22 protein-coding genes are annotated in these 23,400 nt (G+C 65.6%); 10 read left to right on the forward strand and 12 right to left on the reverse strand.

The genetic code is table 11. The features are described 5' to 3' along the window. Positions 1-114: 114 nt before the first annotated feature. The 3 genes from RMCB_RS15080 to RMCB_RS15090 all read left to right on the forward strand — a co-directional run bounded on the left by RMCB_RS15080 (position 115) and on the right by RMCB_RS15090 (position 2,384). Entirely contained in the window at positions 115-507 is a 393-nt protein-coding gene (locus RMCB_RS15080; RefSeq protein ID WP_062829383.1) for a DUF3592 domain-containing protein, read from the forward strand. 76 nt (positions 508-583) lie between these two features. After that, positions 584-1,666: a YncE family protein gene (locus RMCB_RS15085; protein WP_131805530.1), complete on the forward strand. Its 1,083-nt coding sequence runs from the start codon at positions 584-586 to the stop codon at positions 1,664-1,666. A 115-nt stretch (positions 1,667-1,781) separates the two neighbouring features. Then, positions 1,782-2,384, forward strand: coding sequence for a TetR/AcrR family transcriptional regulator (locus RMCB_RS15090; RefSeq protein ID WP_062829385.1), 603 nt, complete (start codon positions 1,782-1,784; stop codon positions 2,382-2,384). Positions 2,385-2,456: 72 nt separating this feature from the next. On the opposite strand, the gene RMCB_RS15095 is transcribed toward RMCB_RS15090, so the two are convergent. The 4 genes from RMCB_RS15095 to RMCB_RS15115 all read right to left on the reverse strand — a co-directional run bounded on the left by RMCB_RS15095 (position 2,457) and on the right by RMCB_RS15115 (position 5,115). Then, positions 2,457-2,726: a hypothetical protein gene (locus RMCB_RS15095; RefSeq protein WP_062829386.1), complete on the reverse strand. Its 270-nt coding sequence runs from the start codon at positions 2,724-2,726 to the stop codon at positions 2,457-2,459. Positions 2,727-3,060: 334 nt separating this feature from the next. Beyond that, entirely contained in the window at positions 3,061-3,351 is a 291-nt protein-coding gene (locus RMCB_RS15105) for a cupin domain-containing protein (protein WP_062829388.1), read from the reverse strand. A 124-nt stretch (positions 3,352-3,475) separates the two neighbouring features. Then, complete coding sequence (locus RMCB_RS15110) at positions 3,476-3,964, reverse strand: LppP/LprE family lipoprotein (protein ID WP_062829389.1); 489 nt, start codon at positions 3,962-3,964, stop codon at positions 3,476-3,478. 23 nt (positions 3,965-3,987) lie between these two features. Further along, entirely contained in the window at positions 3,988-5,115 is a 1,128-nt protein-coding gene (locus RMCB_RS15115) for a CdaR family transcriptional regulator (protein WP_062829390.1), read from the reverse strand. A gap of 97 nt (positions 5,116-5,212) precedes the next feature. Between RMCB_RS15115 and RMCB_RS15120 the strand changes: the two genes are divergently transcribed. The 3 genes from RMCB_RS15120 to RMCB_RS15130 are packed head-to-tail and all read left to right on the forward strand — an operon-like array spanning position 5,213 to position 10,055. Further along, on the forward strand, positions 5,213-6,565 hold the full coding sequence (locus RMCB_RS15120; protein WP_062829391.1) for an MFS transporter: 1,353 nt from the start codon (positions 5,213-5,215) through the stop codon (positions 6,563-6,565). Beyond that, positions 6,562-7,833 carry a D-amino acid dehydrogenase gene (locus RMCB_RS15125; protein WP_062829392.1) on the forward strand — a complete coding sequence of 424 codons (1,272 nt, stop codon included), beginning with the start codon at positions 6,562-6,564 and terminating at the stop codon, positions 7,831-7,833. Before RMCB_RS15120 ends, RMCB_RS15125 begins: the two co-directional genes overlap by 4 nt. 14 nt (positions 7,834-7,847) lie before the next feature. Further along, positions 7,848-10,055: a LuxR family transcriptional regulator gene (locus RMCB_RS15130; RefSeq protein WP_062829393.1), complete on the forward strand. Its 2,208-nt coding sequence runs from the start codon at positions 7,848-7,850 to the stop codon at positions 10,053-10,055. A 3-nt stretch (positions 10,056-10,058) separates the two neighbouring features. Here RMCB_RS15130 and RMCB_RS15135 read toward each other — a convergent pair whose 3' ends face one another. From RMCB_RS15135 to RMCB_RS15155, 5 genes are all read right to left on the reverse strand, one after another. Continuing rightward, the gene (locus tag RMCB_RS15135) at positions 10,059-10,889 is read right to left on the reverse strand and encodes a bile acid:sodium symporter family protein (protein ID WP_063979620.1); all 831 of its coding nucleotides are present in this window, start codon (positions 10,887-10,889) and stop codon (positions 10,059-10,061) included. A gap of 11 nt (positions 10,890-10,900) precedes the next feature. Beyond that, on the reverse strand, positions 10,901-11,905 hold the full coding sequence (locus RMCB_RS15140) for a hypothetical protein (protein ID WP_062829395.1): 1,005 nt from the start codon (positions 11,903-11,905) through the stop codon (positions 10,901-10,903). After that, positions 11,905-13,242: a Dyp-type peroxidase gene (locus RMCB_RS15145; RefSeq protein ID WP_407662125.1), complete on the reverse strand. Its 1,338-nt coding sequence runs from the start codon at positions 13,240-13,242 to the stop codon at positions 11,905-11,907. The genes RMCB_RS15140 and RMCB_RS15145 overlap by 1 nt, the downstream gene beginning before the upstream one ends. After that, positions 13,239-13,802 (reverse strand): hypothetical protein, encoded by a 564-nt coding sequence (locus RMCB_RS15150; RefSeq protein WP_062829396.1) that lies wholly within the window; start codon positions 13,800-13,802, stop codon positions 13,239-13,241. The genes RMCB_RS15145 and RMCB_RS15150 overlap by 4 nt, the downstream gene beginning before the upstream one ends. 94 nt (positions 13,803-13,896) lie before the next feature. Then, positions 13,897-14,193: a DUF4193 domain-containing protein gene (locus tag RMCB_RS15155; RefSeq protein WP_029370755.1), complete on the reverse strand. Its 297-nt coding sequence runs from the start codon at positions 14,191-14,193 to the stop codon at positions 13,897-13,899. Between the two features lie 197 nt (positions 14,194-14,390). Here RMCB_RS15155 and RMCB_RS15160 point away from each other — a divergent pair, with 197 nt between their 5' ends. Beyond that, positions 14,391-15,311, forward strand: coding sequence for a TauD/TfdA dioxygenase family protein (locus RMCB_RS15160; protein ID WP_062829397.1), 921 nt, complete (start codon positions 14,391-14,393; stop codon positions 15,309-15,311). Here the strand turns inward: RMCB_RS15160 and RMCB_RS15165 are convergent, their stop codons facing one another. Further along, positions 15,312-15,608 carry a hypothetical protein gene (locus RMCB_RS15165; RefSeq protein ID WP_062829398.1) on the reverse strand — a complete coding sequence of 99 codons (297 nt, stop codon included), beginning with the start codon at positions 15,606-15,608 and terminating at the stop codon, positions 15,312-15,314. Positions 15,609-15,886: 278 nt separating this feature from the next. Between RMCB_RS15165 and RMCB_RS15170 the strand changes: the two genes are divergently transcribed. Together RMCB_RS15170 and RMCB_RS15175 are read left to right on the forward strand one after the other, a co-directional pair. Further along, positions 15,887-17,623, forward strand: a complete 1,737-nt coding sequence (locus RMCB_RS15170; protein ID WP_131805531.1) for a PE-PPE domain-containing protein — start codon at positions 15,887-15,889, stop codon at positions 17,621-17,623. A 533-nt stretch (positions 17,624-18,156) separates the two neighbouring features. Continuing rightward, positions 18,157-19,506 (forward strand): hypothetical protein, encoded by a 1,350-nt coding sequence (locus RMCB_RS15175; RefSeq protein ID WP_063979613.1) that lies wholly within the window; start codon positions 18,157-18,159, stop codon positions 19,504-19,506. 61 nt (positions 19,507-19,567) lie between these two features. On the opposite strand, the gene RMCB_RS15180 is transcribed toward RMCB_RS15175, so the two are convergent. After that, entirely contained in the window at positions 19,568-20,647 is a 1,080-nt protein-coding gene (locus tag RMCB_RS15180) for a D-2-hydroxyacid dehydrogenase (protein ID WP_201028296.1), read from the reverse strand. A 205-nt stretch (positions 20,648-20,852) separates the two neighbouring features. On the opposite strand from RMCB_RS15180, the gene RMCB_RS15185 reads away from it, so the two are divergent. Beyond that, on the forward strand, positions 20,853-22,259 hold the full coding sequence (locus RMCB_RS15185) for a serine/threonine-protein kinase (protein ID WP_062829561.1): 1,407 nt from the start codon (positions 20,853-20,855) through the stop codon (positions 22,257-22,259). Here the strand turns inward: RMCB_RS15185 and RMCB_RS15190 are convergent. Then, positions 22,247-23,383, reverse strand: a complete 1,137-nt coding sequence (locus RMCB_RS15190) for a BTAD domain-containing putative transcriptional regulator (RefSeq protein ID WP_062829401.1) — start codon at positions 23,381-23,383, stop codon at positions 22,247-22,249. The two genes, RMCB_RS15185 and RMCB_RS15190, sit on opposite strands and share 13 nt — an antisense overlap. Positions 23,384-23,400 lie beyond the last annotated feature (17 nt).

Consider the following 23,400-nt stretch of genomic DNA (forward strand, 5'->3'; position numbering starts at 1 on the left):
CGGTAGCGTCGGCGGATAGCACCCCTCCAAGCCACGACTACGCTGTCGCAATCTCAGTTGTCGGCCCTTGGTGGTCTTGCTACGCAAACCAAGGTCGGAGAAGCGGAGAGTCGCATGAAAGACATGCTGATCGCGACGCTGCCATTTGCCATGGGCCTGTTGGCACTTTCGTGGGGAGTCGCACTCATTGTCCGGCGGGTGAGCGCCAAGCACTCCGGCATGAAGCTCATGGCGACAGTCACAGCCGAAACTACCCGCCAAGATGGTCGCGGTCTCCAGTCGTATCAGGCCAGAGTGCGGTTCCAGGCGCCGGACGGAGCATGGATGGAGCAATCCGCACAGGCGACGACGCGCACGTCGCGGCTAGGTAAGGCCGTAAGTGTCTGGTACACACCGGGCAAGCGCATCTGGGTCGATGATCCCACCTTCACGCGGAAGGTCGCGTTGTTCGTCGGTGGCGGTGTTTTCTCCTTTCTCGTTGGCGTCCCGCTGTTGTTCGGCCATTGAGCTGCTCCTGATCGACCGGGGATGAAAGGGGGGTGGGAGCGCGCAATCGCCGTGGTCGGTCACTTGTACATCTCGTATGGCGTTGCGGAGCTGGCTCGAAACTCGGGAGGAATCGATGTGTGCGACAACTAGACTCGGTGGGCTGACCGTCCCCGTCAGAGTGGGTTTGGTCGGTGTGCTGGTGAGCGTGACCCTCGTTGGTGGGTGCGCGAAGCGTACGGACGAGCACACGGGCGCATCGTCGACGGCAGAGCGGAAGGCGACGCCCGCGACCGCAGTGGTGTCGAGCATGAACCTTGGGATGTTTCCATCAAGGATGTCGATCGACCCCGACGCTCACAAGCTCTACGTCGCGGGCATGGGTGACCCCACCGTGATCGACACGGCTACGCGCAACAAAGTCGGTGCCATCGCCCTCGGCGGCGGCAGCTACATCCTCGACGGTATTGCGATCGACCCGTCGGGGCAAAAGCTCTATCTTGCAGGAGTTTCCGGGACAGATGGCAACGTGTTGGTGGTCGACCTGGCGTCAGGCCGGGTTGCTGCCACCATCGCAGTCGGAGACAGCCCGGGAGGGTTGGTCCTCGGCCCGGACGAGAAGACCCTCTACGTCCAGTACAGTGGCGAGAACGCGATGAAGACGGTCGACCTTGCGACCGAGAAGGTCACGGGCGCTGTCGAACTCACTGAGTCTGTTGAGGCGATGGCATTGAGTCCGGTCAACCACACCATCTACGCCTCCGGAAACGGCAGCTCCGATCTGCTGACGATCGACACCACGACCAACAAGGTCTCCGGCACGGTTACGCTGCCTGACCAGGCCGACGATGTGGCCGTCGACCCGAAGTCTGGCACCGTGATCGCAGTGGGTTACAACGGTCATCTGATGAGCGTCGACCCGACCACTCACGCCGTTGTCGACAGCACCCCGTTGGCCGCGGCGCCCTCCGACAGGTCGTTGTCGATCGACCCTGCTGCCCACGCCATCTACGTGACGACCAAGGAACAGAAGAGCTTGTCGGTCATCGACGCCGATACGCATACACTCACCACAACGGTCCAGCTCGACGATGAGCCCCAACGTGTGGTGGCAGACCCGGTCACCCACTCGGTGTTCGTGACCACGAAGTCCGGTGTGACAGTGCTTTCCGGGACGTGAGCGAACGCGGCAAGTCTGGTTGGCACCGCGACTGCTGCATCGTCGGTACCGTCCTGCAGGGGAACCTCGCCCCTTCAGCGCCAATACAGATTGATCTAGCGGCTATCCTGGGAAGGTGTCTGCCACCACGACAAGCGCCAGTAAGCCCGCTGAAACCAAGATTCGGCTACTGGAATCCGCCACAGATCTGTTCAGCCGGCAGGGTTTTGGCGCAACCGGCATAAAAGCTGTCCTAGCGGCAGCTGAGGCACCGTACGGCTCGCTGTACCACTTCTTCCCTGGTGGTAAGCAGCAACTGGGCGCCGCAGCCCTCACCTATGGCGCTGAGCGCTACCGGGAACTGCTCGAGTCGGTGTTTCCGGTTGATGCCAATGTGGTGGAGGCCACCGAGGATTCGTTTGTTCGGGCAGCGAAGCTGCTTGAGGAAGCCGATTACGCCTACGCCTGCCCGATCGCCACGATCGCGCTGGAAGTGGCCAACAATGACGAACTGATGCGCACCGCCGCCGCCGAAGCATTCGAGTCCTGGCTGGCAGTGCTTCGGGAGCGCTTCACCACGGCCGGGATGACCGCCGAGCGCGCCCGCGAAGTCGCAGAGGAAGTTCTCTGCCTGATCGAAGGGGCGGTTCTCCTCGCGCGCACCACACGCTCGTCGGCGCCGATGCACACTGCCGGGCGGGCGGCCGCGCGTGCTGTCGCCGCCGGGCTCAGTGACTGAATCCTCCTCCGTTGAGGCACAGACGACGTGAGGGCTGTTGATCTGATCTGGCGGATGAGTAGGCCTTGACTGTCAGCAGCCAGACTCGGCTACCAAGCCGGCCGACTCGGCCGTGGTGACCCACTCCATCCAACGGAGTTCGGCAGCGAACAACACGGCCGTCGCCGCCACAGCGGCGCCGACCGAGGTGAAGCCGTGGACCCACGCAGGGCCTGCTTGGGTGGCGGCAAGAAGGATCAATCCGAGGGTCGCCAACAGTGTGACGGGAAAGGCCACGCGCCTGCGGCTTTCCGGCACGGTATCTGAAGCGGCCACATCAAAGCCTTCGGTTGAACCGGTCATGACACCACAATGCCGAGCCGAGCTGAGGAAATTCGAAGTGCCGGCTATGGAAATCCCATGCTCCTATGTCCCGCCAAGCTCGCCAAAACTGAGCAGGTTTGGCTGAGCTTGACCATCGCCGTCACGGGCCGGGAGATGCACGACGACACCAAACACACCGACCGGGTTTGGAACGCCGGCAGTGCCGACTACAACTTGGTCGCCAGGTTGAAGCGCCGGGGCAATGGGGATTGGGTCAGGGAAAGCAACCGCAACACCGGCATTCGCGGTGTCGACGACATGGAGCCTCTCATGGACAAGGCTAGGCAGCGCGGAATTGTGGAGCTCGAACCGCCTAGGAGAGCCGTTCGACCTCGACGAAGATGATCGGATCGCGGTCGCCACGGTTCTCGACGGTGTGTTCGGCGCCGGCGGGGCGTGAGTAGCTCTGGCCCGCTCTGAGTTCAGCGACGATCTCGTCGCCGTCAGCGGTCACGACGTGCATGGTGTCGGTGACCAGAGGCACCACGACGTATTCGTACTCGTGCCGGTGCATCGGGATCGCCCCGCCGGGATCGATCGTCCATCTGGTCACGCGGAAGTGATCGTTCTCCAGTTGCACATCCCCATGGGATCCCGTCGTCATGTCAATATTCTGCCGCCGGTCTTCCATGTTTCGGCGAGATTGGACTGAGCGACCGGCAACAGAACGGGACGTGACGGGAAAATCGTTGCGCTCTATGTCTTTTTGAATCCGACGCTGGGGCGGGTCAGCCCGGCGGCGGTGGGTCGAGCATGACGACGTGGTCGCCCTGCCACTGATAGCGAACACTCGTCACCGCGGCCGGCGGGCATGCATTGCACGCTCCGGGCGTCTTGTAGTCGAGGACGACAGTGTCGTCGGTGCTCCGCGCCGTGTTCAGGGTGGTGAAGCCATAGGCTTTCGATGTGGCCGTGCCGAGGTACTCGCCGTTGTGGAACATCAAGGCCGCCACCGGAGAACTGCTGGTAGCCCCCTCGACCGTCACGAGCGCCGCCGACAGCGCGACACACGGGTTGAAATTGCCCTCGATGGTTCGCGGGTCGGTGGACCAGCGCCAATCGGTACCCGGGTAAGGGGCGAGACGTTGTGCTGCCGTGACGATTTGGTAGGAAGCGAGGTTCTTCCCGCACGTGATCGGAGGTTCGGCCGACGCCGGCGGGGACAACATCGATCCCGCGCACACTATGGAACCAGCCACCACAACCGTGGATCTCATCGACGACCTCCCCAGGGGTCAGGCTAGCCGCCGGCCATGAGGCACGCCAGATAGAGAGCAACGGCAACCCGAGGTTCCCGCACATCCCGCTCGGTGAGCCGGGAGATCTTGTCGAGGCGGTAGATCACCGTGTTCCGGTGAATGTTCAACAGGTGAGCCGTCGCCACGAGATTGCAGCCGCTTTCACACCACGCGAGCAAAGTCGCACGCAGTACGGCGAAATCGCTCTCGCCGGCGATGGGTGCCAACTGTGAATGCGTGAAGCGTTCGTGTGCCTGGTTGCTCACCGAGTCCAGCACCTGGGCCACGCGCAGGTCGGCGATCTCGTGGATCGCTGTCGCCATGTCGTCGCGGCCGAGGCGCAAGGCCGCGACGGCGTCGGCGTAGGAGTCTGCGAGTGCGGCGACGCCGGTACCTACCTCGCCGATGCCGACGCGCACATTGATGCCATGGCGTTCGCCCAACAGGTCCGCAGTGCGCCTGGCCCGGTCCGGTGGTGAATCTGCCTCGGAAAGATGATGCAGGACAACGTATCGTCCCGTGGCGAGCTCGGCGACCAGATCCATCCGGGCGCCAAAGATCTCTCCGATCGCGCGCACCGACGACGGATAGCTCACCGGACCGGGCTGTACCTCGAAGACGATCGCCACTCGCGGCCGGGTCAGGTCGTAACCCAAATCGACAGCACTGGCGCGGATGATCTGCTCGTCCACCAGGCGCGGGTCGAATTCGACGATGTCGCGCACCAACTGGTTGAGCCTGTTCGCCCGTAGCAGCCGGGTGCGCTGAAACTGTGACTCGCGCAGCAGGATTTCCGTCTGCCGCTGCACCAGGCGGCCCAGCTTGACCACCTGCGCAGGCGGTCCGGTGATACCGACTGTGCCGACGACCGCGCCGTCGAGCACGATCGGCATGGTGATGCCGGGTCGGACGCCGACCAGGGCTGAGGCCTGCTTGGCGTCATGGCTGGCGGCAGCACCGGTCTGTAGTACTGCCACCGACGCCTCGTGGACCGTGCCGATGCGCGACGGGTCGCCGCTGCCGATCACCTGCGCGTTCGCGTCGGTGATCAGGACGTTGTGGCCGAGGATGCGGGTGGTCTCGTCGGCGATCTCGCCGGCCAGTGCGGAGGTGAGCACCACTGGTTCCATCTTGTGCTTTCCGTATAGTCAAAGCCCGAATTATCGATATAGAAAAGTACTCTACATACAGTGACCTGCGTCACTTCGGTTACTATCGTCGTGCCGCATGACGACATCCACTGCCTCGCTCGAACACACCAAGGCGTCGCGAACTCAGTGGCTCATCACCCTGTATGCAGGTGGTGGCGAGTTCTGTGACGGCTACATCCTGAGCATCATCGGCGTCGCACTGCCGCTGCTCACCGCGCATTTCGCCCTGACCCCGGTGTCGGCGGGACTCCTCGGCGCCTCGTCCCTCGTGGGCATGTTCTTCGGCGGCCTGATCTTCGGCGCGGTGACCGACAGGTTCGGCCGACAGAAGGTCTACATCGCCGACCTCGCCTGCTTCGTCGTGCTGTCGGCGCTGCAGTTCTTCGCTGATGAACCGTGGCAACTCATCGTGCTGCGCACCCTGATGGGCGTCGCGGTGGGTGCCGACCTCGCTATCGCCGGGACCATCGCTTCAGAGTTCGCGCCGCAGAAGTCCCGCGGCCCACTACTGGTCGTGCTGGTCACCATGTTCTCCGTCGGTGCCGCGATCGCTTACACCGTCGGGTATTTCATGCTCGACCTCGGTCCGGAAGCCTGGCGCTGGATGCTGGCCAGCAGCGCCATCCCGGCGCTTCTCATCCTCACGATGCGGCTCGGTACACCGGAATCGCCGCGGTGGCTATTGAGCAAGGGGCGCCACGAGGAGGCCCAAGCGGTTCTCAAGCAGATGCTCGGCCCCGATGCGACGCTCGCCGATATCGAAGAGCCGCAGGGCAGCCCGACGGGCTACCTGACCATCTTCCGGCCCGAGTATCGCAAGCGCACGCTGTTCGTCGCGCTGTTCTGGGCCTGCCAGCTGCTGCCGATCTACGCGATCGCGACCTATGAGCCCGCCATTCTCAAGCAATTCGGGCTCGCTGAAGGCAATACCGCGTACCTGGGCGCCGTCATCATTCAGATCTTCTATGTCGTCGGCTCGTTGTCGGGCGCACTGTGGATCAACAAGGGCAGGCGCAAGCTACTGCTGTGGAGCTTCGCCGTCTCGGCGCTGCCACTGCTGGGTCTGGCCGTCGTCGCCCACCCCCCGATGTGGTTGGTACTGGTGCTGTTCGCGGTGTTCGGCCTTGCGATGTACTCGGGTCAGTGCCTTGAGGCGATCTATCCGTCCGAGCTGTTTCCCACCGGGGTGCGTGCCACTGCCAACGGATTCGCGACCGGCGCGAGTCGGGTCGGTGCAGCCATCGGCGTGTACGGTGCGCCGCTGCTGCTGGCCCATTCGGTGCAGCTGACGATGTTGGTCGGGGCCGTCGTGGCCGGATTCGGGTGGTTCATCACCTTCCTGCTGGCTCCGGAAACCAACGGCATGTTGCTCACCGAATCCAGTGCCGTCTCGGTGCCGAGCACCCCGCGGACGGAGGCTGCACTGTGAAGATCGCTGTGATCGGCGCCGGCGTCGTCGGCGTCGCGACCGCACATGCCCTTGCTGAACGCGGCCATGAGGTCCACGTCTACGACCGTCGCGGCGACATCGCCTCGGACACCAGCGCCAGCACCGCCGGGCTGGTCGCTCCCGGGCACTCGTACGCTTGGGCCTCTCCGAAAGCGCCTGTGATGCTGGTGAAGTCGTTGCTGGGCGAGGCCACATCGATCCGGCTCCGGCCTAGGCTGGATGCAGACCTGATCCGGTGGGGATTGTGCTTCCTCCGGGAATGCGTGCCGTCGCGGTCCCGCGCAAACACCGTGGCCAAGCTGCGGCTGGCCCGTTACAGCCAGCAGTTGATGGACGAACTTGCGATACGCGAAGGTCTGCACTACTGGCAGACCCACGCGGGCGTGCTTTACCTCTACCATTCCGACGCCGAGCTTGATGCGGCAGAACAGCTTTCCCGCCTTTTACAGGACCATGGCAGGCGCCAGCAAGTGCTGAGTTTCGATCAGGTGACCGCACTGGAACCGGCGCTCGGTCACAGCCTGACCCGGTTCGCCGGTGCCATCCACGACACCTCCGACGGCACCGGCGACCCGCACCTGTTCGCCTGCGGACTGGCCGAGGTGTGCCGCAGGCTGGGGGTCAGCTTCCACCTCGGTACCTCGGTCACCGAGCTGGTGAGCGACGGCTCCTCGGTTACCCGAATTCTGGGTTCCGACGGTGAGATTCGCGCCGACGCAGTCGTGGTGGCCGCTGGGGCGGCGAGCCCGCTGCTGGCCAGGACCATGCGACAGCGGATACCCGTCTATCCGGCGAAGGGATACACGTTGACCGCAACGATCAAGGACCCCGACCGTGCGCCGGCCATGGGCGGTATCGACGAGCGATCACTCGTGGCGTGGTCGCGGTTCGGCGGCGAGTTGAGGATGTCGGCGACGGCGGAGTTCGTCGGCTATGACCGCAGTAGCGCGCCCGCGGACTACGCCGACATCATCCAAGCGGGGAACGACCTGTTTCCCGGGGCCATCGACTGGGATACCGCGCGATACCGTACGGGACTACGGCCGATGACGCCCGACGGTCCGCCGTTGATCGGTCTGGGGCGTCACGACAACCTTTATTACAACACCGGCCATGGCCACGTCGGCTGGACGATGGCGTGCGGATCGGCGCGGATGCTCGCCGACTTGATCGACGAGCGACGCCCGGACATTGATCCGACGCCGTACTCACCGATCCAGCGGAAGCGTCACCGGGTCCGCGGCTGACCTACGATGCCCAGGTGGAGGCGGGCGACTGGTTGACGCACATTCCGGCGGCCACCTACGGCCGCCCGCGGATGTCCGGCACCCTGGTCGCCCGCGCCGCGGTCACGCAGTTGCTGCGTGGCGACGGCCTGGTGGTGGTGAATGCGCCTGCCGGCTACGGGAAAACGACGGTCGTGGCGCTGTGGGAAGACGCCGACGACCGCCCGTTCGCATGGGTGCGCATCGAGCACCTCGACAACGATCCCGCGCATCTGCTGCTGCATCTTGCTGCCGCGGTCGCTCAGGTCAGCCCCGTAGACCCGGCGGTCTTGCAGTACCTGCAAGGTGCAGGCCGTGCCGTCGACACGCAGCTCGTTCCCGCACTGGTGCGGACATTGGAACAGACCGGCCCGATTGTGCTGGTGCTCGACGATGTCCACGAAATGGCCGCACCGGCGGCCATCGAAGCGCTGCGGGCGGTGGTGGACCTGTTGCCTGGGTCGGCGGCTCTGGCGTTGGTCGGCAGACAACTGCCAGCTATTGACCTGGCGCGCAGGCGCTTACAGGGTGCCGTGGTCGAGATCGGGACCCCGGAACTGACGCTCACCAGCTCGGAAGGTGCGGCGATGTTCGCCGCCGTGGCGGGCGGTGCTGACGGGGGTACCGTCGCGCGGGTTGTGGAGAGGTGTGAAGGCTGGGCGGCCGGGGTGGTCATGGCGGCCCTGGCGCTGCGTGACGGTGCACCCGCCGCTGCAGTTACCGGACGGCACCGCCTGATGGCCGACTACCTGGTGCAGGAGGTGCTCGACCAGCTCAACCCGGACACTGCCACGTTCCTCACCGAATCGGCAGTGCTGGACCGGTTTTGCGCAGACGAACTCGACGATCTGTTGGGACGCAACGATTCCGCGGCAATGCTGGACGCCGTGGTCCAGTCAGGCAATTTGTTTCTGGTTTCCCTTGACGCGCAGGGTGTCTGGTACCGCTACCACCAGCTGTTCGGCGACCTGCTGCGGACGCGGCTGCGAGACCGGGATCCGGACAGGTTCCGTGCGTTGGCGACGAGAGCCGCCGAGCGACTGGCGCGCAGCGGTGACATCGACGGCGCTTTGCTGCAGGCCTTGGCCGCCGCCGACCGGGCCAGAGTGGCAGCCTTGGTCGGTGGCGACGCGGTACGGCTGGGCTTCGACGGCCGAGCGGGTGTGCTGGCTCGCCGCCTGAGCCTGCTCGACGAGGCGATCTTCGCTGAATACCCCGATGCCGCCATCGCGCGTGCCTGGTTGGGCGTGACGACCGGCGATGCCGATCTGATCCAGCGGTCCCTGCTGCTGGCCAGTGCGGCCGACCGCGGCGCCCCGCTCAGCGACGGCACCCCCTCGGTCGAGGTGGCAGCGGCACTGATCGGTTCGGTCATCGGTGTCGGCGGGGTACGCGAAGTCATCCGGCACGCCGAAACCGTCTGTTGCGCAGGCGATCACTTGGTCAACCCGTGGTGGGGCGCCGCCACTGTCATGACGGGAGCCGCGCTGTCCATGCTGGGGGAGTCCGACCGGGCACGCGGGCAACTGGAAGCGGCGCTACCCGTGATCGACGATCTCCCCGGCTTTCACGCCGCGGCGCTCGCTCACCTGGCACTGCTTGACCTGGATGAGGGCGACGGTGTCGGTGCCTCGCAGCACAGCAGTGCCGCGAGGGCCATCGTCGACACTCGCGACCTGTCCGACATGGTGCCGATGGTGGTGGTCTACGCGGTCGACGCGCAGGTACGGGCCCGGCGCGGGGACGTGTCCGGGGCGCGAGCGGCAGTGCGCGCCACCGAACGTCTGCTGCCCAGGCTCGGCGACCTGTCCGCCCGAACCGCGCTGCTAGCCCATGTCCTGGTGGCCGCGACAGCCGTCGAGATCGACGACACCGAACTGTGCGACGCTCATCTGGCCGCCGCGGAGCGGGCGCGCCGCCGTGAGCCCGACGCCGTGGGCATTGCGCGTCGGCTCGATCAGGTCCGTGAGTTGTCGGCTGTGCGTGCCACCCGTGGAGCGCGGCCTTCGCTGACCGCCGCGGAATTGCGGTTGCTGCCCCACCTGGCAACGCACATGTCGCTACAGCAGATCGCCGACAAGCTCGTCATCGGCCGGGAAACCGTCAAGAGTCAAGCCAAGTCGATCTACCGAAAGCTCGGCGTATCGTCGCGCGCCGCTGCGGTGGCCGAGGCCACCGCGAGCGGCCTGCTCGACGGGCGGTGAGCTTCAGCGCCGCCGGGCGAGAGCGCGGGAGGACGGCGGCAGCATCAGGAACTCGACGATCAACACCACGGTGATCATCACGACCACCTTCGGATCATCGAAGTTCTGGCCGGCCACGACGAACGCCGCGGCGGCATTGCGTTGAGCCGTCCCAAGCGCAAACACGTCGCGGGTGCCGGGAACTGCCACGAGCCAGCCGATTCCGGCGCAGACGGCGGTGTAGACGACGGCGGCCAGCACGGCGAAAGTGCCGAACACCGAGACGACGCTTCGGAAATGGCCGGCCACCGTCAGTAGCACGACGAGGACCATGCTTACGTTGGACACGACGCCGACGGCGGGCCGGATGCGGCCGGCGATGCTCGGACGGCGGGCGCGCAACGACAGACCGATGGACAGAGGGATGAGCATCAACACGACGAGTGATACCGCGATGCGCACGGGATTGACCGCCGTACCCCGAACCAACAGCGGCAGGACCAACGGCACGTACCCGACGGTGACCACCACGAGGAGCAACATCAGTCCCACCGACAGGGCGATGTCCGCCTTGGCGAACTCGGCGAGTTTGATGAGAAACGGTGCGCCCGCTGCCAATCCGGCCAGTAGCAGGCCGATCCCGAAAGGCTCGTCGAGGCCGAGCGCCTTCCACAGTCCGAGCGCTGCCAGTGGGGCCAGCGCGAAGTTCGCGACGAGGCACAGCGCGACCAGTCGAACGTTCTTCAGCGGGGTGAGTATCTGGCCGGCGGTCAGGCTCAGGCCGACGGCCAGCGTGCTCGATATGACGAAGAAGACGACCGCGATATTCGAGCCGCGAAGGAGCAGATCGGTCATGTCCACCTCCGTCAGGCCATGGTTACCAGGTTGCGCCAGAAGGCCTGCAGGCTGTCACTCGCGCCGAACAGCGTCGTGAAATGTGTGGAGTCGACCAGCACGATGTCCCCGGCACGCTCACCCGCAGGCGGCATGTGGATCAGGGCATTGAACTCGGTGTTGCCGGCAAGGGTGAAGGGATGGGGCCGAGTCTGGTCGATGGGTTGCCGGCCCAGCACTCGAAGTTCTGGGCCCTCGGGTGCGGTCAGCTCATAGTGCGGAAGGTGCGGATGCAGCGCCAGGGCGGTGACGTCGCGCAGCAGGCCGGCAGAATCCAGGTCCCGGAATGTGGTAAGCGGCACAATCTGTTTGGTTCCCTCAATCGTGGCGGGCCGCAGTCCCCAGGTGTTGTGGACCGGGATGTTCAGTCCCGTCAGAAGCGACCGGGCGTAGCCACTGAAACGTTGGATGCGCGGCGTCAGCGGATCGCCGTGATGCAGGAACTCCATCTGCTGTTGTTCCCTGTCGTCGGCGAACCCGACGTCGTGATGCGGTGCCAACATCAAGCAGGTGCCCTCGCGGCGCAGCCACTGCCGGATGGCGGCGATCTCGTCCTGGGTTGCGGCCTCATCGCCCAGCAGATGGTCGAGGCCGAAGATCATCAACGTGTCGGTGTCGGCCAGGATGCGTTCGTCGATCGGCAGCCGGTACCCGGCCTGGTCGACCCGCTGGAACACCGCCACCGGATGTCCGGTCGCTGCGCCGGCCACGTCTTGGAAGGACAAGGTGGAGCGGTGGAACAACTCCAATGTGCCGTCGATGCCCTGCAGGAAGTTTCGGGCGTCGTACTCGGGCGCTTCGTAGGCCGGCCAGGTGGCCAGCCGGACCTCGGTGACGGTGGAGAACCGGTTGTGCAGCACCGCCGGGTCGCGCTGTGCTTCCCACGGGTAGCTCCACGACCAGTAAATGCTGACGCGTCGTCTGCCATTGTGCGGGCGGGAGATGTGGGCCTGGTTGTAGGTGCGGGCGTGGGACATCATGATGTCTCCTGGGTTGTCAGTGTCGTGAGGTAGCGCAGTGCGCTGAGGCCGGGCAGGAAGAAGTACGCCCCGCCGCGCAGCGTGGTGAATGCAGGTAACCCTTTGTGTACCTTGCGGATCGGTCTCTTCGGGATGGTGAAGTCCAGCGTGCCGTCCTGCGTTCCGCAGATGGGGTCGTGTTCGTTGCCGAGCTCTTGGAATGCCGTGTCGTTGATCCAGACGTTCTGGGCGAACTCGAACTGGCGAACGAGGCTGGCACAGATCAGAAACATCCCGACACCGCGCTCGACCCCGTCGTCGGCGGCACCTTCGGGCAGTGCGGGGCCGTAGGTGCCGCTGCGCCGGATCAACCTACGTCGATTCGGGTTCGGTTCGGTATCGCGGGGGTTGAGCCTGCGAGCATGGGAGCCGAGTGGGCAGGCGTAACCGTGCGGATCCATGGCGCCGTAGTCGAAATCATTGTTGCGCATCGGATCTGCGCCCAGTTCTGGATCGTCGTGCTGGGGTGCCAGCACCAAGGGCGCTCCGCTTCGCCAGCGGCCCATGAACTTTGCGGCCAGCAACTCCTCACCGTCGGCGTCCTCGGCATGTTCTTTCAGGTAGTCGCGGAACACCCCGACATGCTCCTCCAGCCTGCGGTAGGCCAGGTAGCTGCCGTTACGCGAAAGCTCTTTGGGCGCAGGACTGTTCGCGACCAGACCATCCTCGTCCGGGTAACCGAGGATGAACTCGCCCGGCTGCAGCGCTCCACCCGCGCCGGGGATCAGCACCTCGCCGGCCCCCTTCATCTGCGGCTGAGATACCGGGTCGCGATACCCGAAGTGATCATGGTCGTACTCATACGGTGCTGTGGCGGCCAGATCCAGATGCGACATTGTCCGCACACCGGGGCAGCGGGCGAGCAGCGCGTCGTGTTCGGCCACGCACCGCAAGCGTTCGTCCTCGTCGCGGGCGAACAGGATGACGATCGCGTGCAGAGCGTCGTCCGCGAGTCCACCCACCCAGTGTTCGGGTGCGGCCGCTCCGGTGTCACCGAGGATGTCGGCGCGCGCCGCCATCCCCTCCCGGAACTCGACGGGGAAGCTTGCCAGGGACTCATCGTCCAGACCTAGTGCGCGCAGTCCAGTCCAGGTGAAGGCCAGATTGACCCAACGCTTGAAAATGTTGACCGTCTTGCGGACATCGGTAGCCGATTGCACGAGCGGAACCATCTCGGTCAACCAGGCCCGCCCCGCTTCGGGTGTTTCGAAGGTCAGGAACTCATACCGGCCGGTCAGATGGGGCGTCCCGGTCAGCATGATGTGCTGAATGTCGTCGAACTCGAGGTCGGTCACTGCATCTGGTCCAGCATGTCCGAGAAGGCGGCCTTGAGGCGCAGGGCCTTCTTGATCTCGTCGGACGTGACATACGGATACTCGCCGTATTCGAGGAAGCTGGGTACCTGGTGGTCCCGGACGAACCGGATGAAGGCCTCCGGGTTGGACTTCCAGTCCTCGGGGAAGCCCTCCAGATGGGTGAACGCCGTGGTGATGCCGGTCGAGCTGAACAGTCTGACGGCGTCCTCGGTGTACTTGTCGAAATCGGTGTCGAAGATGCCCTGGTACTGGAAATGCAGTCCGGATCCGACGTCGAACAGTTGCCAGCGCAGGTAGTGCAGCTTCAGCGGGGCAAGAACGTCGGGTTGCGCGGCGACGGCTGCTTCCAGCTGCTTGCCGTAGTCGCGGATTGCCTGCTCGTGGCCGTCGAGTACTTTCGCGATGATGTTGAAGCCGTAGCACGCCGGGGTCCGCGGATAGACGGGACCGTACCGGCCGCGGGTGAGCTCGAAGTAGCCCTCCTTGGGAAGGGCTTGTGCTGCGGGTCGAGACCAGGCTTCGTTTCCGTTGTGCCACATGGCAACGACGTTAGGAGCGCAAGGTCACCCGGTCGTCCCCCAAACCGGGGGAAATGTGTCGGGCCGCGTTGTCGCGCGGCCCGACCGGTATGCGTCAGACGCAGTCGACGCAGATCTGCTGGCCGCCCTGCTGCAACGCCAATCGGTTGCGGTGCTGCACCAGGAAACAGCTCGAACAGGTGAACTCGTCGGCCTGCTTCGGGATCACCCGCACGGTGAGTTCTTCACCGGTGAGGTCCGCATCGGGCAGGTCGAAGGAATCGACCACCTCGTCCTCATCGATCACAGCCGTGTCGGTCGACGCCCGCCGCTGGGTGGCGAGTTCCTCAAGCGACTCCTCGGTGGACTCGTCCGCTTCCTTGACCCGAGGTGCGTCGTAATCAGTTGCCATTGGTGACCCTCCCTGTCGAGACCTGTGCACGCAGAACGCCGACTGATCGCATATTGTTCCCGGATTGTTTCCGGCGCGAAGCATAGACGAAAAAGTGCCGAACTTTGGCGACGTCCTCAGCGTTTTGCCGCTGCTCAATTCGGTTCCGGGTGAGCCAAATGGTGGCGTAGGCAACAATTCCCGGCGAAGGTGACGGAGTGTCAACACTGCAGGTGGTCAAGCTCGGCGCCAACATCGGGGCGCGTATTGACGGAGTCGAAATCAGTGGCGATCTCGACGCGGCCACGGTGGCTGCCATCAACGATGCGCTGCTGGAACACAAGGTGATCTTCTTCCGGGGACAGCATCATCTCGACGACGATCGTCAGCTGGCGTTCGCGCGGCTGCTCGGCGTCCCGACGACGGCGCACCCGACGGTCACCTCGCGCGGTGAGCGGATTCTGCCGATCGACTCGCGGTACGAGAAGGCCAACAGCTGGCACACCGACGTGACATTCGTCGACCGGATCCCGAAAGCGTCGCTGCTGCGCGCGGTTACCCTACCCACCTATGGCGGCACCACGACGTGGGCGTCGACCGAAGCCGCCTACGATCGCCTGCCCGCACCTCTGCGGGCCCTCGTGGAGAACCTGTGGGCGGTGCACACCAATCAGTACGACTACGCGACCGACTTCGACGGCCGCCACGAACAGCTTGCCGACACCGAACGCGAATATCGCGAGGAGTTCCGGTCGCAGTACTACGAAACCGAGCATCCGGTGGTGCGGGTACATCCGGAAACCGGAAGGCGGGTGCTGCTGCTCGGGCACTTCATCAAGCAGTTCGTGGGCTTGAGCGTCGCCGAGTCGACAACCCTGTTCCAGCTCCTGCAGAACCGGGTGATCAAGCTGGAGAACACGATCCGGTGGAACTGGGAGCAGGGTGACTTGGCGATCTGGGACAACCGGGCCACTCAGCACTACGCAGTGGCCGATTACGACGACCAGTTCCGCCGATTGAGCCGCGTCACACTCGCGGGGGACATCCCGGTCGATGTCCACGGGGAGCGCAGCCGAGTCATCGCCGGCGATGCGTCGCATTACGCCGATGTCGTCGACCCGGTGCGCCTGGCAGGCTGATCAGAGCCGGTCCATCTCCCGCGACATCATCGAGTTCTCCAGGTAGCTCATCCGCGACGGGCGGTCGTGGCGAACCGGACGGCGTTCGGCGCGGGTCCGCCACCAGGTGGTCGCCGACGATATCGCGTGCGACACCGTATCGCCGAAGTATCTGCGCCGCGGCAGTGCCACGGCCGCCGCGGTGCTGAACAGCACCTGTTGCGCGGTGATGAGGGCCGGCGCCGCGGTGCTCGCGACGTGGGTATTCGTTTGGGCGGCAACGTTTTTGTTTGCGGAAGCGGTTCGGACCTTACTCATTTCGAACTTCCTCTGATCGAAGCGTCGAGAGCGCTGACGCTGATGTAAGAAACGTACGGTGGCGGCGGCCTGCCTTCACGAGTAGTGCACTACCTCTATTTCTGGCTATCGATCCGCAGGCGGATCGCTGCAGCTGCAGCTGATTTGGCGGTTTGCTGGCAAAAATTTGGCAGTTCGATGGCAGTGACGGGAAACATCGGGATTCGGCTGCGTGACGGCCGGCCGCCAGGCAGAATTCTCTTGCCGGGGACACCACACTCACAGCTGAGGGGTTTCTCGTGCGCCGTGTCCTCCGCACCTGTGCCGTCGTGATGTTGGCGATGGCCACCACCGTCGTTCTGGCAGGCGCGCAGACGATGGTGATGCCACTGGTCTTGCTGACCGCAACCGCGTTGATCATGGGTGGTACCGGGCATCCGCTGAGCTCACCGCAGGACAGCCCTGAATTCATCGAGACCTACACGAACGACGCGACCAACAACTACATCGTGCTGACGGGCTTTTGCGGCGCCGAATCGTGCACCCCCACAGCCGTATCCACACCGGAAGAGTTCATGCCGGTATCGGGCACCATGCCGTTCGACCAGTCCGTCGCGCAGGGGAGGACGAACCTGGACCAAGCGATCAACGCGCAACCGGCGGGAACTCCGATCGTCGTATTCGGCTACTCGCAGAGCGCGCGGATCGCATCGATCGAGAAGCGCGATCTGGCCGCATCCGGTTCGACGCTGCCGGTGTCGTTCGTGTTGATCGGCAACCCGAACCGTCCCAACGGCGGTGTGCTGTCCCGGTTCCAGGGACAGCAGATCCCCATTCTTGGCGTCACCTTCGACGGGGCGACACCGACCAACACCAGTTTCAAGACCGTCGACATCACCCGTCAGTACGACGGCTGGTCGGATTTTCCGCTCAACCCGCTCAATCCGTTCGCCACGGCCAACGCCGTCGCCGGGATCTATTACGTGCACGGCGATTACCAGAGCGTGGGGTTGGGCAACGCGATCTATCAGGGGTCCTACGGCGACACCCAGTACTACATGATTCCCAGTAATCGCTTGCCTCTGCTCATGCCACTGGCCCAGGCCGGCGTGCCGGATCCGGTCCTTGCGGTGGTGGATGCGCCGACACGGGTACTCGTGGAGTCTGGCTACGACCGCACTGTCAGCCCGGGGCAGCCGACCGGGATCAATGTGCTGTACTTCCCGAACCCGGCGCAGACCGGCGTCAACTTCATCGTCGCCATTCCGACCGGGCTCGACGACGGGGCCCAGGAAGCGGCCAACATCCGGCCGTTCGGGACGCCGCCGGTCGATCAACGCAGCCCGTACGGTGTCGGCGGACCGCCGGTCAACGCAGGATCGTTCGATAGCAACGGTGTTCCGGTTTCGGCGCCGACATCGCACGTCGCCGCACCGGTGGCCACCACCGCGCCTTCTGTTCCGGCGGCCCAGCCCGCGGTGGCACAGCCGCCAGCCGGGGCGCTGCCCATCGGACCACGCCCGGGCGGCTGGCAGCAGGTGGACCCCAAACCGGTTGCGGCGCCGTCGGTTCCGGCGGCAGCGACGGTAGCGCAGGTGCCGCCCGTCACTCCGCCCAAGCGGGACCTGGCCATGCCCTGGTCCGCACCGGCGCAGACGACGCCGCAACCGCTGCCGCTCGCCCTTCCCGGCAACCCGGCTCCCGTGCAAACCCCGCCAAAGGTCGAGATATCCAGCCCGGCGCCGATTCTCGACCCGCCGAAGGAGCTTCCGGTGAAGCTGCCGACACTTCCGACACTGGTGCCCAAGGCTGCGCCCGTGCAAGCAGACCCGGAGCTGCCCGCCGCAGTGCCGGACCTGCCGCCCCTGCCCGTGGCGCCCGCGCCGTTCGTGCCCGATCTGCCCGCCGCCCCGCCGCCGATGCTGCCGCCGCCGGTGATTCCGGCGTTCGTTCCGCCGCAGATGCCTGCGCTGCCACCGCCGCCGCCCATGCCTGCGTTGCCGAACATCTTGGGTGGGTTCCACCTACCGTTCTGAGCCTCCACGGACCGCGAGGTGGGCTCGCACGAACTACGGGATCCGCGCTTTACACGCCGCCGGAGTTCGACAGCGAACTGGACACATCTCTGGCTTTGTAAAAGACACATTGCTGAAAGCGTCCGCTCCCGGCGGATGTCGTGCCTCGCCGGCGGTGTGGCCGTGAAGGGCATCACGATCTGGCGGCAACGTGATGTCCGACATAGTCAGATTGTGGCTACTCGCCGGTAGGTCACGGGTGCGCGGCCTGACTGACGCGATCGTCAGCTAATTCCGCGCTGCGGTGCCAGGGGGGTGCAGTGGTCGGTTCGGAGGGGGATCGGTCGCTCGTCCCTGTTGCGGAAATTAGTTAGCTGACGAATCTGAAAACGCCACGTCCATCACCGGGTAGCTAACTACGAAACCGATGTCTTGCTTTTCTACTGCTCCTGAACGCAACAAAAAGACCACTGTGACGTGCAGATTTATGCTTGCTTTTAACTTACTGTCAGGTAAGTTGATCGCCCGGGGGATGACACGGCAAAGGAGTTTTTGTGGAGCTAGCTGTTCGCTCATATCTCGCCTCAGGCGTGGCGGTCGCCGCCATCGGCGCCGTCGCGGTGAGTCCGGTAGCGCCGCCGATGCCCGACCTGAAGCTGCCCGCAGTGCAGACTTCGGCGGTCGAGCTGTCGGCGTTGGTCAACCCGTTCGATGAATTCGGGGCGGTATTCGCGCAGGCGCTCGAGAACGTCTCGGCACTTGGCGGCCGAGTCGCCGAGAACCCCGCGCCGATCTTGTCGCAGATCGTGAAGAACCAGCTCACCAGCGCTGCCGCGATCGGCACGTTCCTGCAGACCTTCGGCAGCGGCCTCAGCGAGGGATTCGCCCAGACGCCGGCGCAGTTGCAGGAGGCTCTCCAGCAACTGGCCGCGGGCCAGATCACCGACGGGCTCAACGGAGTGCAGAACGCGCTGCTGGGGCCGGTGGTCGGCGCGGTGGTCGGCATTTTGTTCGCGCAGCCCGAGGTCTGGACGAACTTGCAGAACGCGTTCCGTCAGCCCATTGCCAATGCGCTGGCGGTCGTCGACATGCTCAACCTGAACAACGTCGGTAACCTGCTCGGCCCGCTCCTGGGACCGATTCAGTTGCTCAGCGACGTCACGAACGCGGTGGGCGGCGCCGGCGACAACATCGTCGCGGGGCTGAAGACCGGCAACGCCGAGCAGGTCGCGAACGCGATCCTCAGCTTCGGTCCCAACCTGGCTCAGGCCGTCGTCAACGGCAACAAGCTGGCGGGAGACTTCGCCGCCGGGCTGCTCGGACCGAACGGCATCGTCGCCGGGCTGCTGACGATCCGGGATCTGGTGGCCCAGGCCATCACGCCGAAGGCGACGCTCGCGCTGGCCGAAGCGAACGTCACCAAGGTGACCGCGGCCAACACCGTGACCCTCGACGTGGCGCCCGCGATCGAGGCACCCAAGGCGAAGCTGTCCACGGCCGACGCAGGCGTCAAGGATGCAGGCGTGAAGGACACCGGGGCCAAGGACGCCGAGAGTGCGACGGCGACGACGCCCGCGTCGGGCACTGCCACCGACGCGCCGTCCTCGACAGTCACCGAAACGACGGCACCCGACACGGGCACCACGACCAAGGACAGCCCGAAGGCCGTCCCCGGAAAGACGGGCACCTCGACGACCAAGGCCAACCGGCTCAAGGACGTCAGCGATGGCATCCGCGGTGCGCTCAAGGACGTCGGCAAGGGGCTCAAGGACGCCGCGTCGGGCCTCGGTGGCAAGAGCACCAAGGCAGGCGCGGCCGACGGCTCCGCGAAGGCCGGCAGCTCGGCGAAGTCCGGCGGTTCAAGCTCGGGCGGTTCCGGCAACTCCGGTGGCGGCAGCGAGTAATCCCTGAGACCGCAGTGGCCCCGTCCAGCCCGCTCTTTGTCGCTGGACGGGGCCACTGCAGTCAGTAGAACTCAACGGTGTCAACGGGATTGCGCAGCGGCCGGCCGTCGAGGAGCCTGCCGGCATTGTCGGCGAACAGATCGGCGATCAGCCGGTCCTCGGCCGAGTTCAACGCGGCGGTATGCGGGCTGATCAATACCTTTGGATCGCTCCACAACGGACTGTCGGCGGGCAGTGGTTCGACCGCGAACACGTCGAGCGCGGCGAACCCGACCTGCCCGTCGCGCAGTGCGGCGATCAGGGCCTGCTCGTTGATCACGGTGCCCCTGCCGATGCTGACCAGCGTGAACCCGGGCTTGGCAGCCCGCAAGACCTTCTCGTCGACGAGCCCGTCGGTTGCGGCGGTCCCCGGCAGGCTCACCACGATCCCGTCGACGTCGGCAGCGGCCTGGGCGAGATCGTCGGGATGCACGATTTCGTCGACACCGTCGACCGGCGTTCCGGAGCGACTGGTGCCGACGACGGTGACCCCCAGCGCGGAGAGCTTGGCTGCGACCACTTTGCCGATGCCGCCCAGGCCCACCAACAGCACGCGCTGCTGACTGAGCAATCCCATTTCCCACCGGTCGGCCCACTCTCGCTCGGCCTGGTGGGCCAAGAGCTTCGGCAACGTCTTGGCCCCGGCCAGCAGCCCGAACAGTGCGTACTCCGCCAACGGCTCGGCGTGCACGCCGGCCGACGTGGTGAACCGGATCCGGGCCAGGTCTTCGTCGGTGAGTTGCGCGGCTTTGATCTGGGCACCGCCTCCCGCCGGCATGGTGTGCACCCACAGCAGCCCGGGATTGTGTTCGACCGTGCGCTTGAGCGCGGCCGGCTTCTCGTCGGGCACCCCGTAGAGGGCCTGGGCAGAATCGACGAGCTCGTCGAAGGCACGTTGCTGTTCCGGCGTGCGTCGGAAGGCGGGATCGCCGACGTGGTCACCCGCGAACCGCTGCGGAGGCAACAGCGTCTGGTCGCGGATGAAGTCGATGCGGGGTTCGCGCCGGACGATCCGTTCGATCAGCTCCTCACTGATGGGTGTCGACGCCACCACCCGGAGCCGGCTGGGCCTGGCGGCGGAACGTTCGGTTGGTTCGGTCATCGAGATCCCTACTGTGCTTCCGACATTTCGAACAACATTCGAGTCTCATACTGCCTGTATGGGCGCGGTCACTGCGCGGTCAGTACGGCAAATAACCGCACCGTCCGGCTCGGGCAGCGATACTGCCTCTGTATCCGAGAGATCAAGGGGACCAGCAGTGGACGCGCGCGTCGGTACGGCCTTCGGCAAGTACTCCATCACGCGCATGCTCGGCAAGGGCGGGATGGGGGAGGTCTACGAGGCGTATGACACCGAGAAGGGGCGAACCGTCGCCCTGAAGATCCTCGCCGACGAGTACTCTCACGACACGACCTTCCGGACCCGGTTCCAGCGGGAGTCCCACGCTGCGGCGGTTCTGCAGGAACCACACGTCATCCCCATCCACGACTGGGGCGAGATCGACGGCAGCCTCTACATAGACATGCGATTGGTACAAGGACAGACGCTGTCCGAGCTGATCGCCCACGGGCCGCTGGCGCCGGCCAGGGCGGTGGCCATCATCGGCCAGATCGCCGCCGCGCTCGACGCGGCCCACGCCGAAGGCCTCATCCATCGCGACATCAAGCCGCAGAACATCATCGTGACTCCGGCCGACTTCGCCTACCTCGTCGACTTCGGCATCGCCGAGACCCGCGGGGACAGCCGGTTGACGACAGCGGGGACCCGGATCGGGACGCTGAATTACATGGCCCCCGAACGGTTTACCGGCCAGGTGGTCACGGCGGCCGTGGACTCCTACGCCCTGGCATGCGTGCTGTACGAGGCGCTCACGGGCGAGACCCCGTTCGCCTCCGACAGTCAGGAGAGTCTCTTCGCGGCACACCTGTCTGCGCCGCCGCCGCGGCCCAGCGTCGCCAACCCGCTGGTACCGAGCGCCTTTGACGATGTCGTGGCGCGCGGCATGGCCAAGGATCCCGACGATCGGTTCGGGACGGCGGGTGGTCTGGCCCGCGCCGCACAGCGTGCCCTGCAGGGCGGGGGTGGTGCCACCTCACGGGTCGGCGGCGCCACCGGATCCCATGGCCGTTACGCCGCAACGGTTGTCACCGAGGCGCCCGCCACGACGAGGGACCTACCGCTACCCGAGCCCCGTGAGCCTGACGCGAATCGCCGGGGCCGCAGCTGGGTATTGCCCACGGTCATCGCCGTCGCCGCAGCACTCATCGTCGGCGCCATCGGGATCGTGATCGGCATGCTCGCGAACAATCTGGGACAGCCGGACGGGCCCGCAGCCGCTACGTCCACGGCGGGTCCGGCGCCGGGAGGTCCGCTGCCGCCGCTGGTGACGGGACCGGATCAGAGCGCATTGCATCAATCGTGCGATCAGGGCTTCACGGCAACCACCGCAACCGGGTTCGGCAGTCACGCCGGCCGCGGAACCCCGGAAACCTCATGCCTTTTCACCAACAGCGTGCTCACTTCCTACTGGGCCGAGTACGGCAACGCCAGCCCGTTGCCGCGCGCGGTGTCGGCTCCCGGCGCTGTCGACTGCAGCAAGGTCGAGGGAGCGCTGTGCGACGGTTCGAACTTCCTCATGCACTGCCAGCAGTTCCCCGGCGACAGCTGGATCACCTGCACCGGTGGGAAGAATGCGCGCGTCTACTTGTGGTGATCGCCGGAGACGTCGTCGATTTCGAAGGTGAACCGGTAGCCGCAGATCCGGATGTGGTCGCCGTGGTTGAGGGTGGCGCTCGGCCGCAGGCGCTGATGCTGCACCTCGATGCCGTTGGCTGACCGCAGGTCGGTGATCACGAAACTGCTTCCGGTGTCGATGATCACCGCGTGGTGGCGGCTGACGTCGACGTCGTCGAGCACGATGTCGTTGTCGGGCAGGCGCCCGATCCGCGTGGCCGCAGGCCGCAGCGGGTACCGCCGCCCGGCGGCATCGCGTAACGCGGCGACCGCGGCCCCCGGCCCGTCCAAGGGTCTGCCGCCGCTGACGGTCCGGACGGCGGTGGCCATCGCAGCCTGCCTGATGTCGAGACGTTCCTGGCGCAGGATTCGTGCGTGCAACGCACTCAGGGTCGGCCCCGGATCGATGCCCAGGTCTTCGGCCAACACGGTTTTGAGCCGCCGGTAGGCATCGAGGGCGTCGGACTGCCGCTCGGCCACGTAATAGGCGGTCATCAGCTGGGCCCACACCGGTTCGCGGTAAGGGTGTTCGGCGGCAAGCTCTTCCAAGTCCCGGATCACCGTCGCGGCGCGTCCGCAGGCGATCTCGGCTTCGGCACGGCTGGTCTGCACCAGCACGAGATCTTCGGCGAGTGCGGCGGCAAAGGTGTCGACGAAGGTGAACGTACGGAGATCGGCAAGGACAGGCCCGCGCCATTCGGCCAGCGCCGCCGACAGGTGAGTGGAGGCCCGCTCGAATCGCCCATCCGCAGCCGCCCTCAGGCCGGCGGCCTTTTCGGTGACGAATCGATCGAGATCGCAGTCACCCGCGGCGACCGACAGCCGGTATCCCGGTGCCGCGCTGGCCAACACCGATGACGCGCCGCTGCCCAGCAGGCGGCGCAAGTTGGACACGTGAGTGTGTACCGTCGCGCGGGCCGCGGGCACCGGATTCTGGTCCCAGACGGCGTCGATCAGCGCGTCCATGCTGACCACCCGGTTGCGGTTGATCAGCAGGACGGCCAGAACAGCCCGCTGCTTCGGGGTGCCCAGCGTCGCGGGTGTCCCGTCGACCGTCAGCATCAGCGGACCCAACAGGCCGAACCCGAGTCGAGTTGTCCCCATCGCGCTTTCGTAACCTC

The organism is Mycolicibacterium brisbanense, assembly GCF_001570425.1.
GTDB classification, from domain to species: Bacteria; Actinomycetota; Actinomycetes; order Mycobacteriales; family Mycobacteriaceae; genus Mycobacterium; species Mycobacterium brisbanense.

Coding starts and splice junctions, on each gene's coding strand:
- RMCB_RS15105 (WP_062829388.1), bottom strand. CDS start 3,351: ATGACGACGGGATCCCATGGGGATGTGCAACTGGAGAACGATCACTTC.
- RMCB_RS15185 (WP_062829561.1), top strand. CDS start 20,853: ATGCTCGGCAAGGGCGGGATGGGGGAGGTCTACGAGGCGTATGACACC.
- RMCB_RS15115 (WP_062829390.1), bottom strand. CDS start 5,115: ATGGAACCAGTGGTGCTCACCTCCGCACTGGCCGGCGAGATCGCCGAC.
- RMCB_RS15095 (WP_062829386.1), bottom strand. CDS start 2,726: ATGACCGGTTCAACCGAAGGCTTTGATGTGGCCGCTTCAGATACCGTG.
- RMCB_RS15150 (WP_062829396.1), bottom strand. CDS start 13,802: ATGTGGCACAACGGAAACGAAGCCTGGTCTCGACCCGCAGCACAAGCC.
- RMCB_RS15080 (WP_062829383.1), top strand. CDS start 115: ATGAAAGACATGCTGATCGCGACGCTGCCATTTGCCATGGGCCTGTTG.
- RMCB_RS15110 (WP_062829389.1), bottom strand. CDS start 3,964: ATGAGATCCACGGTTGTGGTGGCTGGTTCCATAGTGTGCGCGGGATCG.
- RMCB_RS15180 (WP_201028296.1), bottom strand. CDS start 20,647: ATGACCGAACCAACCGAACGTTCCGCCGCCAGGCCCAGCCGGCTCCGG.
- RMCB_RS15165 (WP_062829398.1), bottom strand. CDS start 15,608: ATGAGTAAGGTCCGAACCGCTTCCGCAAACAAAAACGTTGCCGCCCAA.
- RMCB_RS15085 (WP_131805530.1), top strand. CDS start 584: ATGGCGTTGCGGAGCTGGCTCGAAACTCGGGAGGAATCGATGTGTGCG.
- RMCB_RS15140 (WP_062829395.1), bottom strand. CDS start 11,905: ATGTCCCACGCCCGCACCTACAACCAGGCCCACATCTCCCGCCCGCAC.
- RMCB_RS15120 (WP_062829391.1), top strand. CDS start 5,213: ATGACGACATCCACTGCCTCGCTCGAACACACCAAGGCGTCGCGAACT.
- RMCB_RS15155 (WP_029370755.1), bottom strand. CDS start 14,193: ATGGCAACTGATTACGACGCACCTCGGGTCAAGGAAGCGGACGAGTCC.
- RMCB_RS15190 (WP_062829401.1), bottom strand. CDS start 23,383: ATGGGGACAACTCGACTCGGGTTCGGCCTGTTGGGTCCGCTGATGCTG.
- RMCB_RS15135 (WP_063979620.1), bottom strand. CDS start 10,889: ATGACCGATCTGCTCCTTCGCGGCTCGAATATCGCGGTCGTCTTCTTC.